Origin of the sequence: Synechococcus sp. MU1625 (genome assembly GCF_020514205.1) — a bacterium.
Lineage (GTDB): Bacteria > Cyanobacteriota > Cyanobacteriia > PCC-6307 > Cyanobiaceae > Parasynechococcus.
Window position 1 is genome coordinate 32,075 of record NZ_VTLA01000009.1, and the last position, 18,899, is coordinate 50,973.

At 57.9% G+C, this 18,899-nt stretch carries 23 protein-coding genes; 9 read left to right on the forward strand and 14 right to left on the reverse strand.

All coding sequences use genetic code 11. The annotated features are described in order from the left end of the window. Positions 1 to 56: 56 nt before the first annotated feature. Both FZX13_RS11720 and FZX13_RS11725 read left to right on the forward strand, forming a co-directional pair. Complete coding sequence (locus FZX13_RS11720) at positions 57 to 407, forward strand: hypothetical protein (RefSeq protein WP_226409712.1); 351 nt, start codon at positions 57 to 59, stop codon at positions 405 to 407. Beyond that, on the forward strand, positions 407 to 664 hold the full coding sequence (locus FZX13_RS11725; protein ID WP_226409713.1) for a hypothetical protein: 258 nt from the start codon (positions 407 to 409) through the stop codon (positions 662 to 664). The genes FZX13_RS11720 and FZX13_RS11725 overlap by 1 nt, the downstream gene beginning before the upstream one ends. Positions 665 to 677: 13 nt before the next feature. On the opposite strand, the gene FZX13_RS11730 is transcribed toward FZX13_RS11725, so the two are convergent. The 11 genes from FZX13_RS11730 to FZX13_RS11780 form a co-directional block, all read right to left on the reverse strand. Continuing rightward, entirely contained in the window at positions 678 to 1,049 is a 372-nt protein-coding gene (locus FZX13_RS11730; RefSeq protein WP_226409714.1) for a hypothetical protein, read from the reverse strand. A gap of 200 nt (positions 1,050 to 1,249) precedes the next feature. Beyond that, a complete protein-coding gene (locus tag FZX13_RS11735; RefSeq protein WP_226409715.1) occupies positions 1,250 to 3,292 on the reverse strand; it encodes a methyltransferase domain-containing protein in 2,043 nt (680 codons plus the stop codon). A gap of 166 nt (positions 3,293 to 3,458) precedes the next feature. Continuing rightward, complete coding sequence (locus FZX13_RS11740) at positions 3,459 to 3,842, reverse strand: hypothetical protein (RefSeq protein ID WP_226409716.1); 384 nt, start codon at positions 3,840 to 3,842, stop codon at positions 3,459 to 3,461. Then, the gene (locus FZX13_RS11745) at positions 3,829 to 4,605 is read right to left on the reverse strand and encodes a hypothetical protein (RefSeq protein ID WP_226409717.1); all 777 of its coding nucleotides are present in this window, start codon (positions 4,603 to 4,605) and stop codon (positions 3,829 to 3,831) included. The genes FZX13_RS11740 and FZX13_RS11745 overlap by 14 nt, the downstream gene beginning before the upstream one ends. Positions 4,606 to 4,637: 32 nt before the next feature. Then, positions 4,638 to 6,038, reverse strand: coding sequence for a phospholipase D-like domain-containing protein (locus FZX13_RS11750; protein WP_226409718.1), 1,401 nt, complete (start codon positions 6,036 to 6,038; stop codon positions 4,638 to 4,640). Between the two features lie 39 nt (positions 6,039 to 6,077). Next, entirely contained in the window at positions 6,078 to 6,284 is a 207-nt protein-coding gene (locus FZX13_RS11755; protein WP_226409719.1) for a hypothetical protein, read from the reverse strand. After that, positions 6,275 to 7,354: a DUF4912 domain-containing protein gene (locus FZX13_RS11760; protein ID WP_166017719.1), complete on the reverse strand. Its 1,080-nt coding sequence runs from the start codon at positions 7,352 to 7,354 to the stop codon at positions 6,275 to 6,277. Before FZX13_RS11760 ends, FZX13_RS11755 begins: the two co-directional genes overlap by 10 nt. Positions 7,355 to 7,538: 184 nt before the next feature. Then, complete coding sequence (locus FZX13_RS11765) at positions 7,539 to 8,309, reverse strand: phycobilisome rod-core linker polypeptide (protein ID WP_370586228.1); 771 nt, start codon at positions 8,307 to 8,309, stop codon at positions 7,539 to 7,541. Between the two features lie 108 nt (positions 8,310 to 8,417). Next, positions 8,418 to 9,017 (reverse strand): phycobiliprotein lyase, encoded by a 600-nt coding sequence (locus tag FZX13_RS11770; protein WP_226409720.1) that lies wholly within the window; start codon positions 9,015 to 9,017, stop codon positions 8,418 to 8,420. A gap of 80 nt (positions 9,018 to 9,097) precedes the next feature. Next, positions 9,098 to 9,436, reverse strand: a complete 339-nt coding sequence (locus FZX13_RS11775) for a hypothetical protein (RefSeq protein ID WP_226409721.1) — start codon at positions 9,434 to 9,436, stop codon at positions 9,098 to 9,100. Then, a complete protein-coding gene (locus FZX13_RS11780) occupies positions 9,436 to 10,080 on the reverse strand; it encodes a metalloregulator ArsR/SmtB family transcription factor (protein WP_226409722.1) in 645 nt (214 codons plus the stop codon). The genes FZX13_RS11775 and FZX13_RS11780 overlap by 1 nt, the downstream gene beginning before the upstream one ends. A 158-nt stretch (positions 10,081 to 10,238) precedes the next feature. Here FZX13_RS11780 and FZX13_RS11785 point away from each other — a divergent pair, with 158 nt between their 5' ends. Genes FZX13_RS11785 through FZX13_RS11805 form a run of 5 tightly spaced genes read left to right on the forward strand, consistent with a single transcriptional unit; the run spans position 10,239 to position 15,329 of the window. Continuing rightward, a complete protein-coding gene (locus FZX13_RS11785; RefSeq protein WP_115022527.1) occupies positions 10,239 to 10,595 on the forward strand; it encodes a ferredoxin-thioredoxin reductase catalytic domain-containing protein in 357 nt (118 codons plus the stop codon). Positions 10,596 to 10,600: 5 nt separating this feature from the next. Next, positions 10,601 to 12,040, forward strand: a complete 1,440-nt coding sequence (gene sufB, locus FZX13_RS11790) for a Fe-S cluster assembly protein SufB (RefSeq protein WP_226409723.1) — start codon at positions 10,601 to 10,603, stop codon at positions 12,038 to 12,040. A gap of 42 nt (positions 12,041 to 12,082) precedes the next feature. Next, a complete protein-coding gene (sufC, locus tag FZX13_RS11795) occupies positions 12,083 to 12,871 on the forward strand; it encodes a Fe-S cluster assembly ATPase SufC (RefSeq protein ID WP_226409724.1) in 789 nt (262 codons plus the stop codon). Positions 12,872 to 12,873: 2 nt separating this feature from the next. Further along, positions 12,874 to 14,052 (forward strand): Fe-S cluster assembly protein SufD, encoded by a 1,179-nt coding sequence (gene sufD / locus FZX13_RS11800; RefSeq protein ID WP_226409725.1) that lies wholly within the window; start codon positions 12,874 to 12,876, stop codon positions 14,050 to 14,052. Beyond that, positions 14,049 to 15,329: a SufS family cysteine desulfurase gene (locus FZX13_RS11805; protein WP_226409726.1), complete on the forward strand. Its 1,281-nt coding sequence runs from the start codon at positions 14,049 to 14,051 to the stop codon at positions 15,327 to 15,329. The genes sufD and FZX13_RS11805 overlap by 4 nt, the downstream gene beginning before the upstream one ends. A gap of 6 nt (positions 15,330 to 15,335) precedes the next feature. On the opposite strand, the gene FZX13_RS11810 is transcribed toward FZX13_RS11805, so the two are convergent. From FZX13_RS11810 to FZX13_RS11820, 3 genes are all read right to left on the reverse strand, one after another. Then, positions 15,336 to 15,509, reverse strand: coding sequence for a hypothetical protein (locus FZX13_RS11810; protein ID WP_226409727.1), 174 nt, complete (start codon positions 15,507 to 15,509; stop codon positions 15,336 to 15,338). A 142-nt stretch (positions 15,510 to 15,651) separates the two neighbouring features. Continuing rightward, complete coding sequence (locus FZX13_RS11815; RefSeq protein ID WP_226409728.1) at positions 15,652 to 15,990, reverse strand: MscL family protein; 339 nt, start codon at positions 15,988 to 15,990, stop codon at positions 15,652 to 15,654. A gap of 94 nt (positions 15,991 to 16,084) precedes the next feature. Further along, positions 16,085 to 17,998, reverse strand: a complete 1,914-nt coding sequence (locus tag FZX13_RS11820) for a prolyl oligopeptidase family serine peptidase (protein WP_226409729.1) — start codon at positions 17,996 to 17,998, stop codon at positions 16,085 to 16,087. Positions 17,999 to 18,047: 49 nt separating this feature from the next. Between FZX13_RS11820 and def the strand changes: the two genes are divergently transcribed. Both def and FZX13_RS11830 read left to right on the forward strand, forming a co-directional pair. After that, complete coding sequence (gene def, locus FZX13_RS11825) at positions 18,048 to 18,653, forward strand: peptide deformylase (RefSeq protein WP_226398629.1); 606 nt, start codon at positions 18,048 to 18,050, stop codon at positions 18,651 to 18,653. A 3-nt stretch (positions 18,654 to 18,656) separates the two neighbouring features. After that, entirely contained in the window at positions 18,657 to 18,854 is a 198-nt protein-coding gene (locus FZX13_RS11830) for a hypothetical protein (RefSeq protein ID WP_115022517.1), read from the forward strand. The last annotated feature ends 45 nt before the right edge of the window (positions 18,855 to 18,899 follow it).

Here is an 18,899-nt window from a genome sequence, read left to right on the forward strand (position 1 = left end):
CATGGGCGTGACCAGTTGAGATCGCTACCCTTTGCCTCGCAACAATGCCGACGACCATGCATCGCCTTCTGCTGCTGTTGATCGTCGGCACTGCATGGGCGTGCCCCTCCGTGGGCGCATCCCAGAGTTGGAAGCGGGCCCAGCCTTTGCCTGAGGCGTCTCAAGATGCAGTCACGGCAGCCAATGCTGTAATCAACCAGTCAGGTTCGGAAGAATGCCTGCGCGGCAAGCTTTCCAACGCCATCGTGCGGCTCTCCAACAGTTGTGATGTCTCAGGCCACTCCTCCAAGGCGTGTGAGTTGGCCTCCGAACTAGCCGGTCAGGAAAGCGAACTCAGCATGGGCGAGATGCTCGCTACATCAGAGACGTTGCTTGATTTGCTCGACGAATCGGCGATATCCGACTGATGGCCTCTGTTTCTTCGAAGGACGTCCACCATCCCGGTTCCAAGCCTCTAGAAGCTAATCAGCAAAGTCTTCTGGAGTCGTTCCGCAAAAAGGTGGACTCCCGAATCTCAAGGCACGGTCTCACTGCTGCCGACGTGCAGATTTTTGTCGACGAGATCAAGAAGCACCCCGACGTGAGTTTGGCGCTCCTAGATGCCATTCGAAGAGAAGTAGCCACGTTGATGCAAGGTCAGCGGTTCAGCTTTGACTTTGATTGAGCCTTGAACAGGCTTAGGCCTGACGTGCTTTGGGCTTTTCCTTTTTCTTGACCGGTTCGGCACAGACCTTTGGGATGCGCCGTGCTGTGTTGGTGATGGCGTCTTTGCGTCGGAAGTCATTGCTGCTGGCGACCTTGGCTTCATCCATCAACGTCCACAGCACGTCTTTGCAAAGCCCAGGCAGCCTTTGGCTGTCCATCAGAGGGTCAGCAAGCTCGCGAACGCGCGCGCAGGCTTCCGTTGAGTTTTCGCGGGAACAGGCGTAGGCAGCATGTTCGATCCCTCTCAACTGGTCCTTGCTGGGCCAGGGCTCATAGGGCTCTGCCGCAATTGCGGGGCTGGCCATGGCGAGGAGCAGCAGGATGCGTGTGATCTTGGATGTCATGGGACTAGTTTGGCGTGCTTTTACGCAGTTGAAGCCAATCAATATTTTGGAAGATCAATCAGCGAAGTAGTTGATGATGTCTTGGTGATGAAAACCTTCGCTCGATCCACTTTCGTTGGGGAGCAGATTGTTTTTTGCCTGTTGATGACGACAGAGCCTTTTTGATGTTTGATTGCTTTGGTATTCATTGGTGAAAGTATCTACAACGGCTTGTAGGCCCAGAATTGATACATGCTTTGGAAGGTTGATGGATTGTCCTCCTCGAATTCTCCCCAGTTGCTGAGTGAGGTGACATTGCTGTCTTCTGGATAGCACCGTTGGTAAGCAGTCTTGATGGATTTCGGAAGCATGAATCCACAAAACACTAATTTTTCGGCTTCTAAAAGTTTTTCCAGAGTCTCGGTGGTGAACTGATGCTCCTGAACGTGAAAGCAAAGGTCGCGACACTCGGAGAGTGAATAGAAGTCATTCGCAAGAATGGATAGATCTTTTAGCTCGTGCTGATCGTCGTCAAAGACTTGCTTACGAAAATCTCTGATGCCTTCTGGTGTGCTTTGAATGCTCAGTTTTTGGATTAGCTCTCGTGCTGCTGAGACTTTCTGTCTGGCAAGTTTGCTGTACAGGCCAATCTTGATATAGCCGCCTGGTTTGAGCTTGCTGTTGAGTGCTGCCAGCCCCTTAGCGGGGTCTTGCATGTGATGCAGGACTCCGCTGCACTCAATCACGTCATAGACATCCTGAAGCTGATTGGCGTCCAGAATGTCGAGTTGTTGGAGCCGAATATTGTTCATTTGGTACGCCTGTGATTTCCTGGCTGCGTAAGCCAGGCTGTTCTTGCTGATGTCTATGGCAGTGATTTGTGCATTTTTATAGCGGCTGGCATTGATGATTTGGTTTCCCGTTCCGCATCCGGCGATCAGAATATTGGGGTTGGAGTTGGGTGATGAGAGCTCATTCGTGAATAAGGGGTTTGAAATTGTTGTTTCGAGGGATATGAACTCAGTCGTTGATTTTGCAAAAAGGGGTTGAGTGTGGTCTGCATATTGGTATCGGGGGTAAGGATTTTCTTCGTACATTTGCTGGACTGCAAGTGAGACCGTATCGGTTATTTTTTGACCCATGCTGAGCTGGGACTTGATGGCCGTCTCTTCCTCGGAGTCTTTGTACTGAGTTTCAATAAAAGCTCTACTTTCATCACTGCTGATGGGGTAATTATTTAAGTCTTCTGCTTGAGTGGTGATGCTATGGATGGGTGTATAGCAGCCAATGATGGGTAAGTATTGGTTGAATGTCTCTTTGCTTTTTCTAATTTCGCTGATCAGATGCTTGACCCATTGTTGTTCTTCATCTGATTGCCAATAGACGTACTCGTTGAGGAAGCATTGTGTCGCTAGTGCCTCGAGGAGAGGTTTAAATTTTTTGGGTATGGCGCCATTCTGTTTGATATGAACCAGAAATTCCTTCCTTAGGTGAGTGAGGAATGCTTCAATCTCGTGATGGGGCGGGATCATTAGTGTCAGAGATTTTCTGAATCTCCATTCAGAGGCAAGCTCATGAAAGGCCTGATTGTGATCTGAAATGATGGGATTTGACTGAGCAGCTGTTTGGATCTGTTTAAGGTATTGTTGAATGAACAGTGGGCATAGCTTGCGGTGGGACAAGTCATCGCGATTGAGCAGCATTTCGTAGGCTTTCCTGGCTGAATTTTCATTCGCCGCGCTGATCTTGATACTGCTGGCAAGGCTTTTAAGATTCTGCCCTGCTTCGATATTGGTTGCATCAAGCTCGATGGATGCGATGGTGGCTGCTAGGGCTTGATCTGTCTCTCCAAGGTCCCGATAAATACCGCCCAAATTCATCTGTATGGTCGATGACTTTTGATCGAGCTCAAGTGCCTTTAAGGTGTATCTAAGTGCTTGATCAAGCTCGCCAGTCTCTCGGTATAGATTTCCAATGTTGCTAAAAATTTTTGAGTCGTCTGGCTCGTGTTCTGAAGCTTGCTCGTAATATTTAAGGGCTTCTTGTATTCTTCCACTGTTTTTGCATATGATTCCAAGATTGCAATAAACGGCGGGATCAGATGTTCCTGCGGCGATCATTTTTTTGTAAATCGATTCGGCCTCTCTGAGTCGACCTTTTTGGTGCGAAAAAATGGCTTGGTTGAACCATTTTTGAAAATTTAGCTGCGGCTTTCTTGAGGATTTATTTGCCTTCCCTTTTGCTGGCCCGCCAAATCCTGTCACTTGCTGCTATCAAGCTTGTTATAGCTTAAGCCTAAGCCTAAGCCTAAGCCTAAGGCCAAGGGATTCAGCGTCTTTTCACCTCTTCTCCGCGTTGGTTTCGTTGTTGATGCAAGTGCGTGGATCATTCCTGTGAGTGGTTTTGGTGGAAAGGTTTCAGAAGTAGATGTTAATCCTTGGCTCCCATATCTTCTGCCCATTCGATCGCACCTAGGTGAGCGCCAAGAGACACTAGTGCCACAATAATGGCGATGACGTAGTTGGCACCGTCTTGCCCAATTGCTTCTCCGATGTGAAACCCAGCAACTGCCCAGGCTGCGGTCATGGCGAGGCAGAACAAGATATTCAGGATAGGAGTGACCATGACGATCATTCCTCCGAGGAAGATCCCTCCTCCCCACCACCAGCTCTGCATTCCAACTCCAAATGCAACGGCAATGAGGAGGACTTCAACGATGACAAGGGATGAGGCGTCGTCATTGAATTGGGCTTGGATGAATCCTGCCCTTGTGTTTCGGATTCTCATTATTGGTTTTGAATCAGTTTGTAGCACAGAAGTTCTCGTATCTCTGAGCAATGTCGTCACCCATCTCTGCTACTTTCTGGCGGTCTCCTTCGCAATAGCATTCTCTGTTGTTTCGGTAAACACTATTCATTGCTTCTCCGTAGGATCCGCTAAGTGAATCTGCTCTTTCCCATACAGGTGCGCATCGTTCGGTCAGGCTGGTGATTGTTTTTGTCTCCTTGCGTTCAGTCTCTGTGTCTTCTGATTTTTGCTCTGTCTCATCTTTTTCTTGTGATGAGTTCACTCGGGCTGTTGGTTCGACTCCAACCCAGCGGTTTTCGGAGAAGATCCAGAATTTGCATCGTGACAAACCGATGCCCATTTCTTCTGATGTGATTACTCCCCGTACGGCGACACGCATGTTTTTCCTGAGCTCGCGTACTGCGTCTGATGATCTTGGCTTCGAGCAACTCACAGATGAGAAACTGTATTCCCCGCCTCTGATGGTGATGCTGATGTTTTTCTCATCAAACATAGAGTCGTCAATGCTGCCGATATATCCTCTGAGCTCAATGGGCTGATTCATATATTTGTTCTCTGCCATCACGGAGTTGGCTTCGAACTCCTCAGCAATTGCTTCGACGCCAAGACTCGCGATTGGTTGATCAAGGTCGAGAGTTCTGATTCTGTTTTGTTCAGCTTCCTCTGCTGCTTGCTCGGCTTGGTACTCTTCAGCGATCTCTCGAAGTTCTGCGCAGCCTGCTGTGAGCAGCAATGAGCCTGCGGTGAGGATGCCCAGAACAGCTTTCATGACCTCGGGATTAGCTGGTACGGGAATTTAGGTCAGTCCTTCCTCACGCCGTCCCCACATCGGATCTTTTGACGGTCGAGTTTGCGTTGGATGTGTGGTGTGATCCCGAGTTCTGCTCCATCCCAGAGGCGATCCATCTCACGGGTGAAGTGTTGGGCGAGTTGGGGTGAGTGGATCACCAGCAGGGTTTCGTCGTTGGTGTGAGCGGCTGAGGGCGACCAATTGAAGCTCCCAGTGATCACGGTGCGGTTATCGATCACGGCGAACTTGTGGTGCAGCTTGTCACCACGGGCGAGGCGTGGGGTGCCGATGCCTTTCAGGCCCTGATCCAGGGGCGCATTGCCAGATTCCACCTTGCAGGTGTGATCCGGAAGGGTGACTCCCAGCAGATCGAGCACTTCTGAAAAGGGGCGGCTCGCAAAGCCAGGATCCGCAATCAGGCGGATCTCATCACCTTCTTCGATCTTGTCCCGCAGCACGTTGGTTAATTGCTGAGCTGAGAACACAAACAGGGCCATGTCGATGCTCTGCTTTGCACGCCTCAGTTGTTTAGCCAGCTGGTTGAGCCCGTGCTCCTGGTTCCTTTTGGGATGAGGTGAGAACAGCACGTCCACCTGGGTGTTGCCGACCCGCACCGTTTGCGTGCCCTCGCTTGCTTTTTGCAGGCCAAAGCGACTGTCCGGATTACCGCCGGGGCCGTCCCCCCACATTTGGGTGAACTGCTTGCGGAACACGGATGCCAGCTCAAGGCTGTTGAACCGAAGCAGGTGATTCACATTGCCGCGGCTGGATGGCTGGCCCGCATCCCCATGCACACCGGAACTGGTGAAATTGGCGCTTCCGGTGATCACCGATGTTTGGTCGATTACCAGAAACTTGTGGTGCATCAGGCCGCTCCCACTGCTGCCGTCTTCGGTGTCGTCAAGCAGTGGAATCTGCGCGGCCTGGAGTAATGCAACGGCATCACCGCGGAAGGCCTCTTCAGGGCTTGTTGTGCCATCCCCATCGCTATCGGCCAGGCGGTTCAACTGATGCCAGCGGTGTCGCTCTCGCTGGTTCAATCGGCTGGGTCGTTGTTCGCTCCAGGAGGCGCTGTAGTTGTTTTCAAGGATCACCTGAACAAGAACGCCGCGATGTTTTGCTGCGATCAGTGCTACGGCAATCCTTGGCAGGCTGATCTCTTGAACAGCCACGAGCACCTCCTGGTTGGCGGCATCAATGGATGAAATCAGCCATTGCTCCAGGTCGTCACCATTACGCCAGGCCCCAGTCAGGGGTGATCTGTAGCGCGATGTGGCGTTGTGGTTGAAGACCACATCGATCTTGTTGGGCAGTGCAAGAGCCGCTGGGCTTTCGCCCACGACCGACCCTGCCTGGCTGCAGCCACTGCAGAGAAGAGCCGCTGCCATCAATGCCAGCTTGCACTTCAGCATCTCGATCAAGTCTGAGCCTTAACCAGAGTTCCCCTGGTTTCAGTGGGGCATCTCCGATGTCTTCAGCATCGCAACAAACCAGATTCCGCTCAGAACGAGGGCCACGCCAACACCTGCTCCGATACCCACCCGTGCCATCACCAAAGGCACGACCAATGGAAAAACCATCGCCCCCGCGAGGGGGGTGATGGCCACGAACCAGCGCAGGGAGGCTGGAGCTTTGGGATCAGAAGGATTCAGAACCACTCGGCGCGAGCTTCGCTGGCGGGGTTGCTGTTGTCTTCAGGGGTCTCACGCTTGAAATTGAGCGTGATGTTGCGCTTCTGCTCTCCATCAGAGGCTGTGGCCTCGATGGCATACATCTGTTCGCCATCCCGGAAGGGCACCTGAATCCGGAAGGTGCCATCGGTGGAGAGAGGAACCTCCTCTCCTCCGATGGTGAGGCGGGCCGAAGGGTCGGTGGCGCCGTACACGATCAGTTCGGCGTCGGCGACCAGCCAGAAGGAGCGTTGGCGAGGTGCCACGCCACCCAGGCCGGATTCGTTGCGGCCGCTGGCCCACAGGCCAACACCAGAGTCGTTCAACCCGGTGCTTTCGCCAGAGGTATCGAAACCTTCCTGGAATTCTTCAGAGCCGACCCGGCGCCGGCGGAATTGAACAGTCGCGCTTTGGTAGAGCCGCTCGTGCAGACCACTGTTGCTCGACTCACTTGGTGAGACGGGAGTCGTCGTCGTTGCTGGTGCTGCTGGGGCAGCATCGAGGCTGAAGGGAACGAACTGGTCAAGAATCTGTTCGCTGGGGTGGAGAGCAGGCACGCGCGCCACCGAAGAGAAGGCCAAAGACATCCAGGTCGTGCCGATGCGGTAGCCCAGTTCGACCCGGTAATCCCGGTCGCAGAGAGGTACAGGCAAATACCACTCGGTGCTGTGGCTGTCGACCGGCACTTCCTGGAGAGTATGTGGATGTGCGTTGCCGTCCTGCATGCCGGTGACGTCGGACAGGCGGAGGCAAAGACGGCTGGCTCCATCCTTCTGGGCAACCTTGCGATCGGCTTCCGAGATTTCCCAGAACACGTAGGCCCATTGGGGATCACGGGGTAGAAACACAACGCGGGTATCGCTCGTGCTCACGGCCGGTGCGTTGAGCTCCGCTTCGATGGCTTTCAGGTCTCCCCCACGTTTTTGCTGACGCTGGGCAACTTCGTCGACAAGAGTCTCTTTGCTCTTGCGGCTGTAGAGCGGCACGCCCAGATCACTGGCGATCTGACGCAGTTGACGAAGGGTGAGACGTGCCAGTGATGACAGTGTTTGAGACACGCCTAAAAACTCCAGGTTTCGTTTGGGATCATTGTGATCCGAAAAATTCCTTTTCGAGCCGGCAATGGCCCAAGGGTCAGTGGATCCTGACCACTTGTTGGGCTCCGATCCCGGGGATCACTGTCTCTCACACAAAAAAAGCGGGGCTTCAGCCCCGCTTTTTTGATTGTGCTTGGCTCCGGACTCAGCGGCCGAGGGTGCGATAAGGAACCTTTGCCAGGTAGTCGATGTCGGCACTGGTGCTCCCACCGACCCGACGTGGACTGCCGATTTCGCTGACCCAGGCCATGTAGTCCGAAGGAGAACCACCCTTCCGGATCTTTGCGCGTTCCGGCAATTTCTTGGCAGGCCCACCGGTGAAGATGAGCTGAGGGAAGCCCAGGATTCCGCGGTAGTACTCGTCGTAGCGAGGGGTGGTGATGTTGAAGGGAGTGTCACCGAGCTCGCGGCCGGGAAGCACACGGTTCCGCTGGTACGGAACAGTGTCGTAGCCGAAGGTGTCAAGGTATTCAGTGCTGTCGAGGAGAACGTCAACCAGGCCCTCGAGGCCCTTGGTCGCAATCACGATCGACCAAGACAGCTCCTCGCCTTTCCCGTTGACTTTGCGACCAAGGATCCGTTCGCAAAGGTGGCGGACAACTTTGTAGTTGCTGTTGAAGCCGTAGAAGGTGCGCTTGAAGGTGTCGGAGAGCACCAGGCCGCGGATGAAATCACGAACGGTGATTTGGCCATCCTTGAGCTGGGACTCAAGGTTGACGTCCCGATCTGTCTCGAAGGCGTGGAAAAAGATTTGGCGGTAGCCGCTCTCGACCACCGTGTCGAAGTTGTCCCGGTCGTCGGCAATCTCAATGGAGTAGGCCCTCGATCCTTCCTCGGAGCCAACGCGAATGTTTGGAACACCACTCCTGAGGGAGTTTTGGGTGATCGGTGCGTACTCCAGAAGAGGAATGGCCACGCGAGCTACAGCATCCACTGTTCGGGATCGTAGAAGTGCTCGGTCTTGCCCCCTTCAGCAGGTGTTGCAGCGATTACATGCCGTAATACTTCTTCTAAGTATTTCTGCTTACCAGCCGAACGGGGCGAGGCCGGCTGCGCTGATGGAAGTTTGAGCGTTATGACTGGACTCCGGCGCGTCATCCAGCTGCCGGGTTTCCATGCAGAAGGAGGCGTTGTTGGAGAGCCCCTGAACCGTGCTAGTGCGCAGCCGCAGGTTCGGACCCGCGAACCAGAAGCGCTCCAGGGAGCTCATCATTTCGTAATCGGTGGTGAGGATCAGGCCGTTTTCCTCGTCCATGCGGAACTGGCCCGCCACCGGTGCTTTTTCGGCATAGCCGCGATCCCGCAGCAAGAGTCCGCGTCGCCCCGTCTCGTCCTCGGGGATCAGTCCGAACATGGTCTGGTCCTCGTGGGATTCACCGGCGCGGTCCCAGGCCATTGATCCGCTCCAGCGCACCCAGCAGCCGCCGACGATTCGCTCAACGCTCTCGTTGTTGCGCTCGGCGATCTCCGCGAGTCGCTCGTCTCCCTTCAGTAGTTCCTCCACGACGATGAAGGAGGCTCCGGCTTCGGCTCGGCGATGCAGCAGATGATGCTGGCTGCGCTGCGAGGTCCACCGACCACAGCTCAGGCGAAAGAAGCTGAGGGCGTCAGAGATATCAAGCATCGCCCGCGTTAAACAGATGAATTGATGATGGCAGCTCGACGGCGTTATCCATGACAGCCATGACAGCCATGACAGCCATGTCAGCCACGGCAGCGGGCTTCGGCGGCGTTGATTAGATCGTCGAGGGTCAGTGCCAGGGGTGGCTTGCCCAGTTCAATCGCCAGCTGATCGAGCTGGTCGGCGGCAGCCCTGAGCTGCTGGAGCAGGGTTTCGAGAAAGGCGGGGTCGTCCGCGACGACGGGTTGCTGCCTGCACCAGAGACGCTGTTGGTCTTCGTCGGGGATCGCTCCTGTGGCCTCGCGTCCTGCCATCGCCTGAAAGCTGTCCAGGCAATGGCTCAGAACCCGCAGGTGATGCCGATCCAGCTGGGGCAGCAAGGTGGCATCGATCTGCTCAATCGTCGCCCGGTCGATGGCCATCAGCCCTGGGCAAGCGGAGTGATCCGGAAGCCGCAGGCGTGACCGCCCTCGAGCCGCCAATGCACGCGTTCGACTCGACAGTCCGGCACGGTCTGCCGAATCAGCAGTAACTCTTGGTCGCAGACCGCAGGAAATTCCTCGGCGATGCGTTGCACTGAACAATGGGCTTCTTCGAGTCGCCAGCTGACGCCGTCGTCATCTCTGCTGCAAACGGTGACGTAGCCCTCGTCGCGCCGCAGCCGTGCCAGATGTTCGAGGCGAGCCTCAAGGGAGGCATCGCCCAGGCTTTCTCGGTATTGGCTGGCTTTCGACTCGGCCTGCTGGTTCAGCAGCTGACGCACGGTCGCTTCGGGGAGATGGCTGCGCATCGAATCCAGTAGCCCCAGGGCGAAGCGGTCACTGCCGTCTGGAAACTGGGCCCGACCCTGGTCGGTAAGACACCAGCGGTTACTGGGACGCCCGGGGCCGCTGGAGTTGCTGCTGGAGCACACCAAGCCACTTTCGGCAAGAGAGCGCAGGTGCCGGCGCATGGCCTGCACGGAAATGCCCACGGTGCCGGCCAGATTGCCAGCATCTTCCTCTCCGCGCTCCATTAGCAGGGAGAGCACGGCGTCGCGGGTGCTGGCAGGGGCCGAGGCGCTCATGAAGAAGCGAAACCTTCCCACACGATGCCATCGAATTGCCTCGGAATGTCGGCCGGGTTGCGGGTCACAATGGGAAGCCCGCTGACCGGAGGCCTGTTGGCCTAGGCTTCCGATAAGGAAACCGCGGGGTTTCGTAATTCGCCGCTCCCTCCACTTCTATGTCCGACGCCCCTCAAGAGCCGACAGCAGAAAGTCTGGAGGTGATCCGCAAGTTCGCTCAAACCTACGCGCAGCGGACAGGCACCTATTTCTGTGCTGATCCCAGTGTCACCGCTGTTGTTCTGAAAGGTCTCGCGCGTCACAAGGACGACCTGGGAGGCGCTCTGTGCCCCTGCCGGCACTACGACGACAAAGAGGCCGAGGTCTCCCAGGCCTTTTGGAACTGTCCCTGTGTTCCTATGCGTGAACGCAAGGAATGCCACTGCATGCTCTTCCTCACTGAGGACAATCCTTTCGCCTGCCCTGACAAGACGCAATCCATCTCCACTGAAACGATTAACGCCACCGTCGGCTGAACGGAATGACCAGTACCTCCACACGGGATCTCGTCAGTCAGCCGTACAAGTACGGCTTCGTCACCGAGATCGAGACCGACAAAATCGCCAAGGGTCTCAGTGAAGAGGTCGTTCGCCTGATCTCTGCCAAGAAGGAGGAGCCGGATTTTCTGCTGCAGTTCCGGCTCAAGGCGTTTCGCCACTGGCTCACCCTGGAGGAGCCTGATTGGGCTGCCCTCGGTTATCCCGAGATCGACTATCAAGACATCGTTTATTACGCGGCGCCCAAGCAGCAGGACAAGAAGGCCAGCCTTGATGAGGTGGATCCGAAGCTCCTGGAGACCTTCGACAAGCTCGGTATCCCGTTGAGCGAACAGAAGCGCCTCAGCAATGTCGCTGTGGATGCTGTTTTCGACAGCGTGTCGATCGCCACCACCTACAAAGAGAAGCTGGCGGAACACGGCGTGGTGTTCTGTTCTTTCAGTGAAGCGGTGAAAGAGCACCCCGAGCTGATCGAGCGTTACCTCGGCACTGTTGTCTCCAGCAACGACAACTACTTCGCCGCCCTGAACTCAGCGGTGTTCAGCGACGGATCCTTTGTTTTCATCCCGAAGGGGGTGGAGTGCCCGATGGAGTTGTCCACCTATTTCAGGATCAATTCCGGGGACACCGGTCAGTTCGAGCGGACCCTGATCGTGGCCGAAGAAGGTGCCTCGGTGAGTTACCTCGAGGGCTGCACCGCCCCGATGTTTGACACCAACCAGCTCCACGCTGCGGTGGTTGAACTGGTGACCCTTGAGGATGCCTCCATCAAGTACTCCACGGTTCAGAACTGGTATGCCGGCGATGAAAACGGTGTGGGCGGGATCTACAACTTCGTGACCAAGCGCGGCCAGTGCCGTGGTGATCGCAGCCGCATCAGCTGGACCCAGGTGGAGACCGGTTCGGCCATCACATGGAAGTACCCCAGCTGTGTGCTCCAGGGTGCTGATTCAGTAGGTGAGTTCTATTCCGTTGCACTCACCAACAACTGCCAGCAGGCCGATACCGGCACGAAGATGGTCCATGTCGGACCGCGCACCCGCTCCACGATCGTGAGCAAAGGCATCAGCGCCGGACGCTCCAGCAACAGCTACCGAGGCCTTGTGCAAATGGGGCCCAATGCCAAGGGAGCTCGTAACTATAGCCAGTGCGATTCGATGCTGATTGGCGATCAGGCTGCTGCGAATACGTACCCCTACATCCGTTCTCAGCAGCCGCAGGCGGCCATCGAGCACGAGGCCAGCACCTGTCGCATCTCTGAAGACCAGCTCTTCTATCTCCAGAGCCGTGGCATTGGTTTTGAAGAAGCCGTCTCAATGATGGTCAGTGGCTTCTGCCGCGACGTCTTCAACCAGCTGCCCATGGAGTTCGCTGCTGAGGCTGACAAATTGTTGGCCCTCAAACTCGAGGGATCCGTGGGCTGATCCCTGTCTCCACCTTGTCTCTGTTTTTCAACGCCTCCTTCCGTGATTCGCCCTGACGCTGAGCTGCTGCTCGACATCCAAGACCTGCATGCCTCCGTCGAGGACAAGCCCATCCTTAAGGGGGTGAATCTGCAGGTGCGGGCTGGTGAGATCCATGCCGTGATGGGCCGCAACGGCAGTGGCAAGAGCACGCTCTCCAAGGTGTTGGCTGGGCATCCGGCGTATCGAGTCACGGGCGGCACCGTTCGCTACCGCGGTCAGGATCTGTTTGAGCTGGATCCTGAGGAACGGGCCCGGCTGGGGGTGTTTCTCGGATTTCAGTACCCGGTTGAGATCCCCGGCGTCAGCAACCTGGAGTTCCTGCGGGTGTCCACCAATGCTCGGCGGGAGAAACAGGGGGAGGAGGAGCTCGACACGTTTGCCTTTGAGGATCACGTGCACGACAAGCTCAAGGTGGTGCAGATGGACCCCGCCTTCTTGGAGCGGAGTGTGAATGAAGGGTTCTCCGGTGGTGAGAAAAAGCGCAACGAGATCCTGCAGATGGCGCTACTTGAGCCTGTGGTGGCGATTCTCGATGAAACCGATTCGGGTCTCGATATCGACGCCCTGCGCATCGTTGCCGGTGGAGTGAACCAATTGGCGACGGAAGACAACGCCACGCTGTTGATCACTCACTATCAGCGTCTTCTTGATGAGATCACCCCGGACTATGTCCATGTGATGGCTGCGGGCCAGATCCTGCGCACTGGCGGACGGGAACTGGCCCTTGAGCTGGAGCAAACCGGATACGACTGGGTGGATCAGGAGCTGGCCACCCAGGGGGCTGCTTGATCATGGGGAGCAGTGTGCTGGCGCCGGTGCAGGAGCGCGGTCGCGCCGCGTTGGAGCACCTCGGTCTGCCCAGCCGCAGGGAAGAGTCCTGGCGGCTCACCGACCTCAAGCGTCTTGCGGCTGTGTCGGCGTTGCCGACCAGTGCGTCGAAGATTTCAGCACCACTGCCGCCCAGCTTGGAGGGGGTGACCCGTCTGGTGCTCAACGGTTCTGAGGATCCCTTGGCAGGGCAGCTCCTCCCGGAGGGGATCACGGTTCTCAATGCTGATGAGCTGAAGCAGGCCCTCGGCCACACCCTTGATTGCTGCGGTTGCGCCCAGGCCTGGCCGGTGGAGTTCAACCATGCCAAAGCGCAGCAGATCCTGGCCCTCAGGGTGCGGGGGAGCGTGGGTTCGCTGGAACTGGTCCTCGCGGCGGGTGCCGGGTTGAACGCCACCCGGGTGCTACTTCTGCTCGAGGAAAAGGCGGAGCTTGAGTTGCTGCAGGTGTTGTTGGCGGAGGGTGCGTCCGCCCACAGCCACGTGCTGGAAGTGCATTTGGGGCAGGAGGCGCAACTGCGGCATGGGGTGCTGGCCACGGCTGATGGCGCTTCGTCGTTGATGGCGCATCTGGCGGTTGAGCAGGAGCCCCGCAGCTCCTACGCCCTCACCTCGGTCGTTCAGGGCTGGAGCTTTGGACGGGTGGAGCCCCGGGTGGTGCAGGTGGATGGACAAGCGCAGACCGTGCTCAAGGGCTTGGCGGTGACAGGCGCCGAACAGCAACTGGCTACCCATACCGCGGTGCGTTTCGACGGGCCTGAAGGGGAGTTGGATCAGTTGCAGAAATGCCTGGCCGGTGGCCAATCCCACGCGATTTTCAACGGTGCCATCAGTGTTCCCCGCGATGCCCAGCGCACCAATGCGGCGCAGTTGAGCCGCAACCTGCTGCTGTCTGATCGCGCCCGGGTCGACACCAAGCCCGAGCTGGAAATCGTGGCGGACGATGTGCGCTGCGCCCACGGCGCCACCGTGTCTCAGCTCCAGGACGATCAGTTGTTTTATCTCCAGAGTCGTGGGATCGCCGCGGCGGAGGCGACCGCGCTGCTGTTGCGCGGGGCCTGCCAGGAGGTGATCGAGCAGCTGCCTGCTGCTGCGCAGGCCTGGCGTCCCCTGGAGCGCGTCATGGGCAGCCTTGCTCCATGACAATCACCGCAAAAGCACGATTTGGTGCGGATTTCGTGGATTTATCCTCTCGACATCGTTCCGACTTCCCGATTCTTGAGCAGCTGGCTCCCGATGGCCGGCCGCTGATTTATCTCGATCACGCCGCCACCAGTCAGAAGCCCCGTCAGGTGCTGGAGGCGCTGCAGCAGTACTACAGCTGCGACAACGCCAATGTGCATCGCGGCGCCCACCAGCTCAGTGCCCGCGCCACCGATGCTTTTGAGGCAGCCCGCAGCACGACTGCGGCCTTCGTGGGTGCCGCCACTTCCCGGGAGATCGTCTTTACCCGCAATGCCAGTGAAGCGATCAACCTCGTGGCGCGCACTTGGGGTGATGCCAACCTGAAGGAGGGGGACGAAATTCTCCTCACCGTGATGGAGCACCACAGCAATCTGGTGCCATGGCAGCTCCTGGCCCAGCGCACCGGTTGTGTGCTGCGGCATGTCGGCATCACCGAAGCCGGTGAGCTGGATTTGGAGGATTTCCAGGCCCAGCTCAGCCAGCGCACCCGGCTGGTGAGCCTGGTGCACATCAGCAATGCACTCGGCTGCTGCAATCCCCTTGATCAGGTGATCCCGGCGGCCCATGCCGTTGGCGCCTGCGTGCTGGTTGATGCATGCCAGAGCCTGGCCCACAAGCCGATTGATGTGGCAGCGATGGAGGCCGACTTTCTTGTCGGCTCGTCCCACAAGCTCTGCGGGCCCACCGGCATGGGCTTTCTTTGGGCGCGGGAGTCTCTGCTGGAGGCGATGCCTCCCTTTTTGGGTGGTGGAGAGATGATCCAGGACGTCTTCCTGGATCACAGCACCTGGGCGGTGCTGCCCCACAAGTTCGAAGCTGGAACCCCTGCCATTGGAGAAGCGGTGGGCATGGGTGCCGCAATTCGCTATCTGCAGGCAGTTGGTCTGGAGGCGATTCAGGCCTGGGAGGCTCAGCTCACCCGGCATCTGTTCAACAGGCTGCAGGCCATTGATGGTGTGCGGGTCTTGGGGCCGACGCCGGATCAGCAGCCTGACCGCGGTGCCCTCGCCACATTCCTGGTTGATGGCGTGCATGCCAATGACATTGCCGCGCTGATTGATGCGTCCGGGATCTGTATTCGCAGTGGTCACCACTGCTGTCAGCCCTTGCACCGTTTGTATGACGTCACGGCTTCAGCCCGGGCCAGCCTGAGCTTCACCAGCACCTTTGAAGAGATCGACCGCTTCAGCGAGGAGCTCGCCTCCACGGTCGCCTTCCTGCGCGAACACAGCTGAGCCGGCTCAGGCGGCCAGCTGCTGATCGTTCGAAATGCTTTCGCGTTGCTCCAGGGGGACGACGTTGTCGCTTTGGATGGCGTACTGCACCCAGCGGTAAGACCGCACGCCGGCACGGGGTGCTGCGTTGATCGGTTCAGGGCTGGCGTAGCTGTTGCCGCGATAACGCAAGATCCGCATTAATACTCAGGAAGCTTTGCTAACCATCTCAGACCCGCTGCAGTCTCATCCGTTCCATGGGGCACAGGTTGAACGTTCCTGTTGGTTGCTCGCTTAAGCGATCACATTTGCTGAACCCGGTTGTGTGGGTTGTAACCATCTGCTAGCTCAGTCCTGATTCTTCGGTGGATGCTGAGGTTTGCCGCTCAATCCGTTTGATCGCCTTGAGGATGAGGAACAGCATCCAGGCCACCAAGAGGGCTTCGATGATGGTGTCCACTAGCTTCCCAATCTCGATTGCGCCGCCGAAATAGTCAATTTTCAAATCTTCGAAGCTGCCCTTGGGAACCAAGGGGTTCAGGAGTGGCATCAAGAGGTCTTTGGTGACTGAATCAACGATTCTTGTGAATTGTTGCCCCACGATGAATGCAATCGCGACCGTCAGAGCACTGCCCTTGGTGAAGAAGAATTCGATAAATTCTCGGCGCCAACGTTGAAACATGGTCTGAATATTGATGTCTTTTGAGCCTATGGGAAGTTTGTTTTTGTTGCTTATTTGTCTCGATCTGTTGTGATTAGATGATGGCCTCTGGCCTTCACTTCCGCTGCTCCGTTAGGCCCAATTGACGTCGGAAAAAGGCTTCGGTTTCTTCGAGTACCTGGATCTGGGTGCTCTGGTTGCGGAAGCCATGGCCTTCGTCGTCGAAGAGCCGCACCTCCACCGGTATGCCGTTGCTGCGCAGGGCTTCGGCCATGCGCTCGGTCTGTTCCGGAGGCACCACCTTGTCTTTTAACCCCTGGAAGAACAGCACCGGACAGCGGATTTGATCCGCATGTAGCAGGGGCGATCGCTTCTCATAGAGATGACGTTCCGTTGGCCATGCCCCCACCAGACCATCGCAGTAGCGCGCCTCAAACCGGTGGGTGTCTTCGGCCATGGCGGTGAGATCACACACCGCATAGCGGCAGGCACCGGCCTGGAACACATCGGTAAAACACAGAGCCGCCAGGGTGGTGAACCCGCCAGCACTCCCACCTTCGATGGCGATCTTGTCGGGATCAGCGCGACCGGAGTCGATCAAGGCCCGGGCTGCTGCGGCGCAGTCGGCCACATCCACCACCCCCCAGCCACCGTTCAGCCGCTCCCGGTAATCCCGGCCGAACCCCGTTGAGCCGCCGTAATTCACATCCACCACGCCCCAGCCACGGGAGGTCCAGTACTGGATCGCCAGGCTGAGGCCGCGGCGGGCCATGGCCGTTGGTCCGCTGTGGCTTTTCACCAGCAGTGGGGCTGCCCCTGGTGGTTTGCCGCTGGGGGGGTAGTACCAGGCATGGGTGCGTTCCCCTTGGTGGCCGTTGAACCACAGCGGTTCGGCCACGCTGATCTCTTCTGCCGCCAAGGGTGCTGGTATGGCAGGGCTGTGGCTCCAGAGGGCGGTCGCCGGTCGCAGGTCGAGTTCCAGCAGTCCGGCCACGCTGGTGCCGTTGCTGGCCACGGCCACGGCGCGGCCGTGGCAGGCATTCAATCCCGCCAGATCATCAAAGGGCTGCGGCAACGGCTGCACGCTTCCATCCAGACTGAGCCGTTGCAATGACCAGGCCCCGCGGCTGCACACGGCTGCAATCAGCTGTTCGCCATCCCAAGCCGTGGTGCTCATCCCATAGATCCATTGGGGCATGGCTGTTTCAGCGGCCATCGGCCAGGGCCTTTCCCAGTCGGCATCGGCGCTGGGTTGGAGCATCAGATTCCACCAACCCGTGCTGTCTTCCGCCACAAGCAACTGTCCGTCAGACAGCCACTGGGGTTGAAACACCGAGACGCCGTCGCCCCCGGCCAACTGACGGGGCTGGAGCAGCCCGCCCGTGTCGCTGAACCCCGCGCACCAGAGACTGCTGCTGTCCCAGGGCATGGCGGGTTGCTGCCATTCCACCCAGGCGAAGCGCTGGCCATCGGGGCTCAAGCAGCCATAGCCGGCAAAGTCCGCCGGTTGGTGCAGCAGCAACGGGGTCTGATCGGCCCCGCTCAACGCCAGGCTCACCAGCTCGTCACGGCCCTCGACTTCACGGATTCCGATCCAGCGCTGCCTGGGCAGATCGAGCACGCCATCCGCCAGCGCCCAGTCGCCCTCCCGGCTGAGCCGTTCGGCTGCTGCCAGGGGGGTGGGATGGTCTGTGTTGGTCTTTGGCAGGCGCCAGTCCTGACGCCAGACGCAGCCGCTGTCGATCCAGCTCAGGATCAGCCTGTCCTGCTCCACAGCAGTGGCGAGCACCCCGCCGCCGTAGTCATGCACGCGACTGCGCAGGTTGCTGGGGGCCGGCGTCAGCTCCAGAGGGTCCGCTTCGGAATCGCCGAAACGGCGAATCAAGGCTGTGGTGCGGCCCCGTTCCTGGGGACGTTGCTCCAGCCAGATCAGCCACACCGTTGCATCGGGTCCGCTGACCAGTACCGGTTCCTTGAGCCCCGGCAAACGGCCGACGGCATGCTGCGCGGATAACGGAACGGCTCCCATGGCGGCTGAATTAGGCCGCTTACCATGCTGAATCAACGCGGCGTTGGCCTTGGCAGGAAGCTTTGCAGAGTTGGCCCGTCAGGCCGACAAGTCGCGGGACACGATGCTGGTCCCCAAAACCGCCCTTGAAACTCCGCCGTTGGAGATTCACACCCTGGGCGATGAAGTCCTGCGAAAGTCGGCGCGTCGCATCGGCAAGGTGAATGAGCAGGTGCGGGAGCTAGCCCGCGACATGCTGCGCAGCATGTACACCGCTAAGGGCATCGGTCTGGCGGCACCTCAGGTGGGGATCCATCAGCAGCTGCTCGTGATTGATCTCGACTTGGAGAATGCGGCCACACCGCCTCTGGTGTTGATCAATCCGGAAATCAGTGCGGCCAGTGCCGGGCTCGATACCTATGAGGAGGGCTGCCTCAGCATTCCTGGGGTGTATCTCGATGTGGTGCGCCCAACGGCGATTGAAGTGAGCTTTCGCGATGAGATGGGTCGGCCCCGCAAGATGAAAGCCGATGGCTTGATGGCCCGCTGCATTCAGCATGAGATGGACCATCTCAATGGCGTGTTGTTCGTCGATCGCGTCACCGATGAAGACGGTCTGCAGAAAGAGCTCCAGGAGAAGGGCTTCGAGCGCCAACATGTTCGGAGCGTCGCCTGAGCCATGCCAATGAAACCCTTGGCCGGCGTTTTCCTGGCCCTTGCCTGTGTTCTTGGCATTGCCAGCACAGGTTGTGTCTTCGAACTGGCCTATGGCGATCCCGACCTCGGGGTCAAAGCCACCAGTTGGATCTTGGCCCTTGCGGCCCCCGCAACCGTTGGCACCCTGCTGGTCGCCATACGCCTCAATAAACCGGCCTGATCGGGGGCGACCGATTCAGGCATCACTTTTACGATCCGCTCAGTT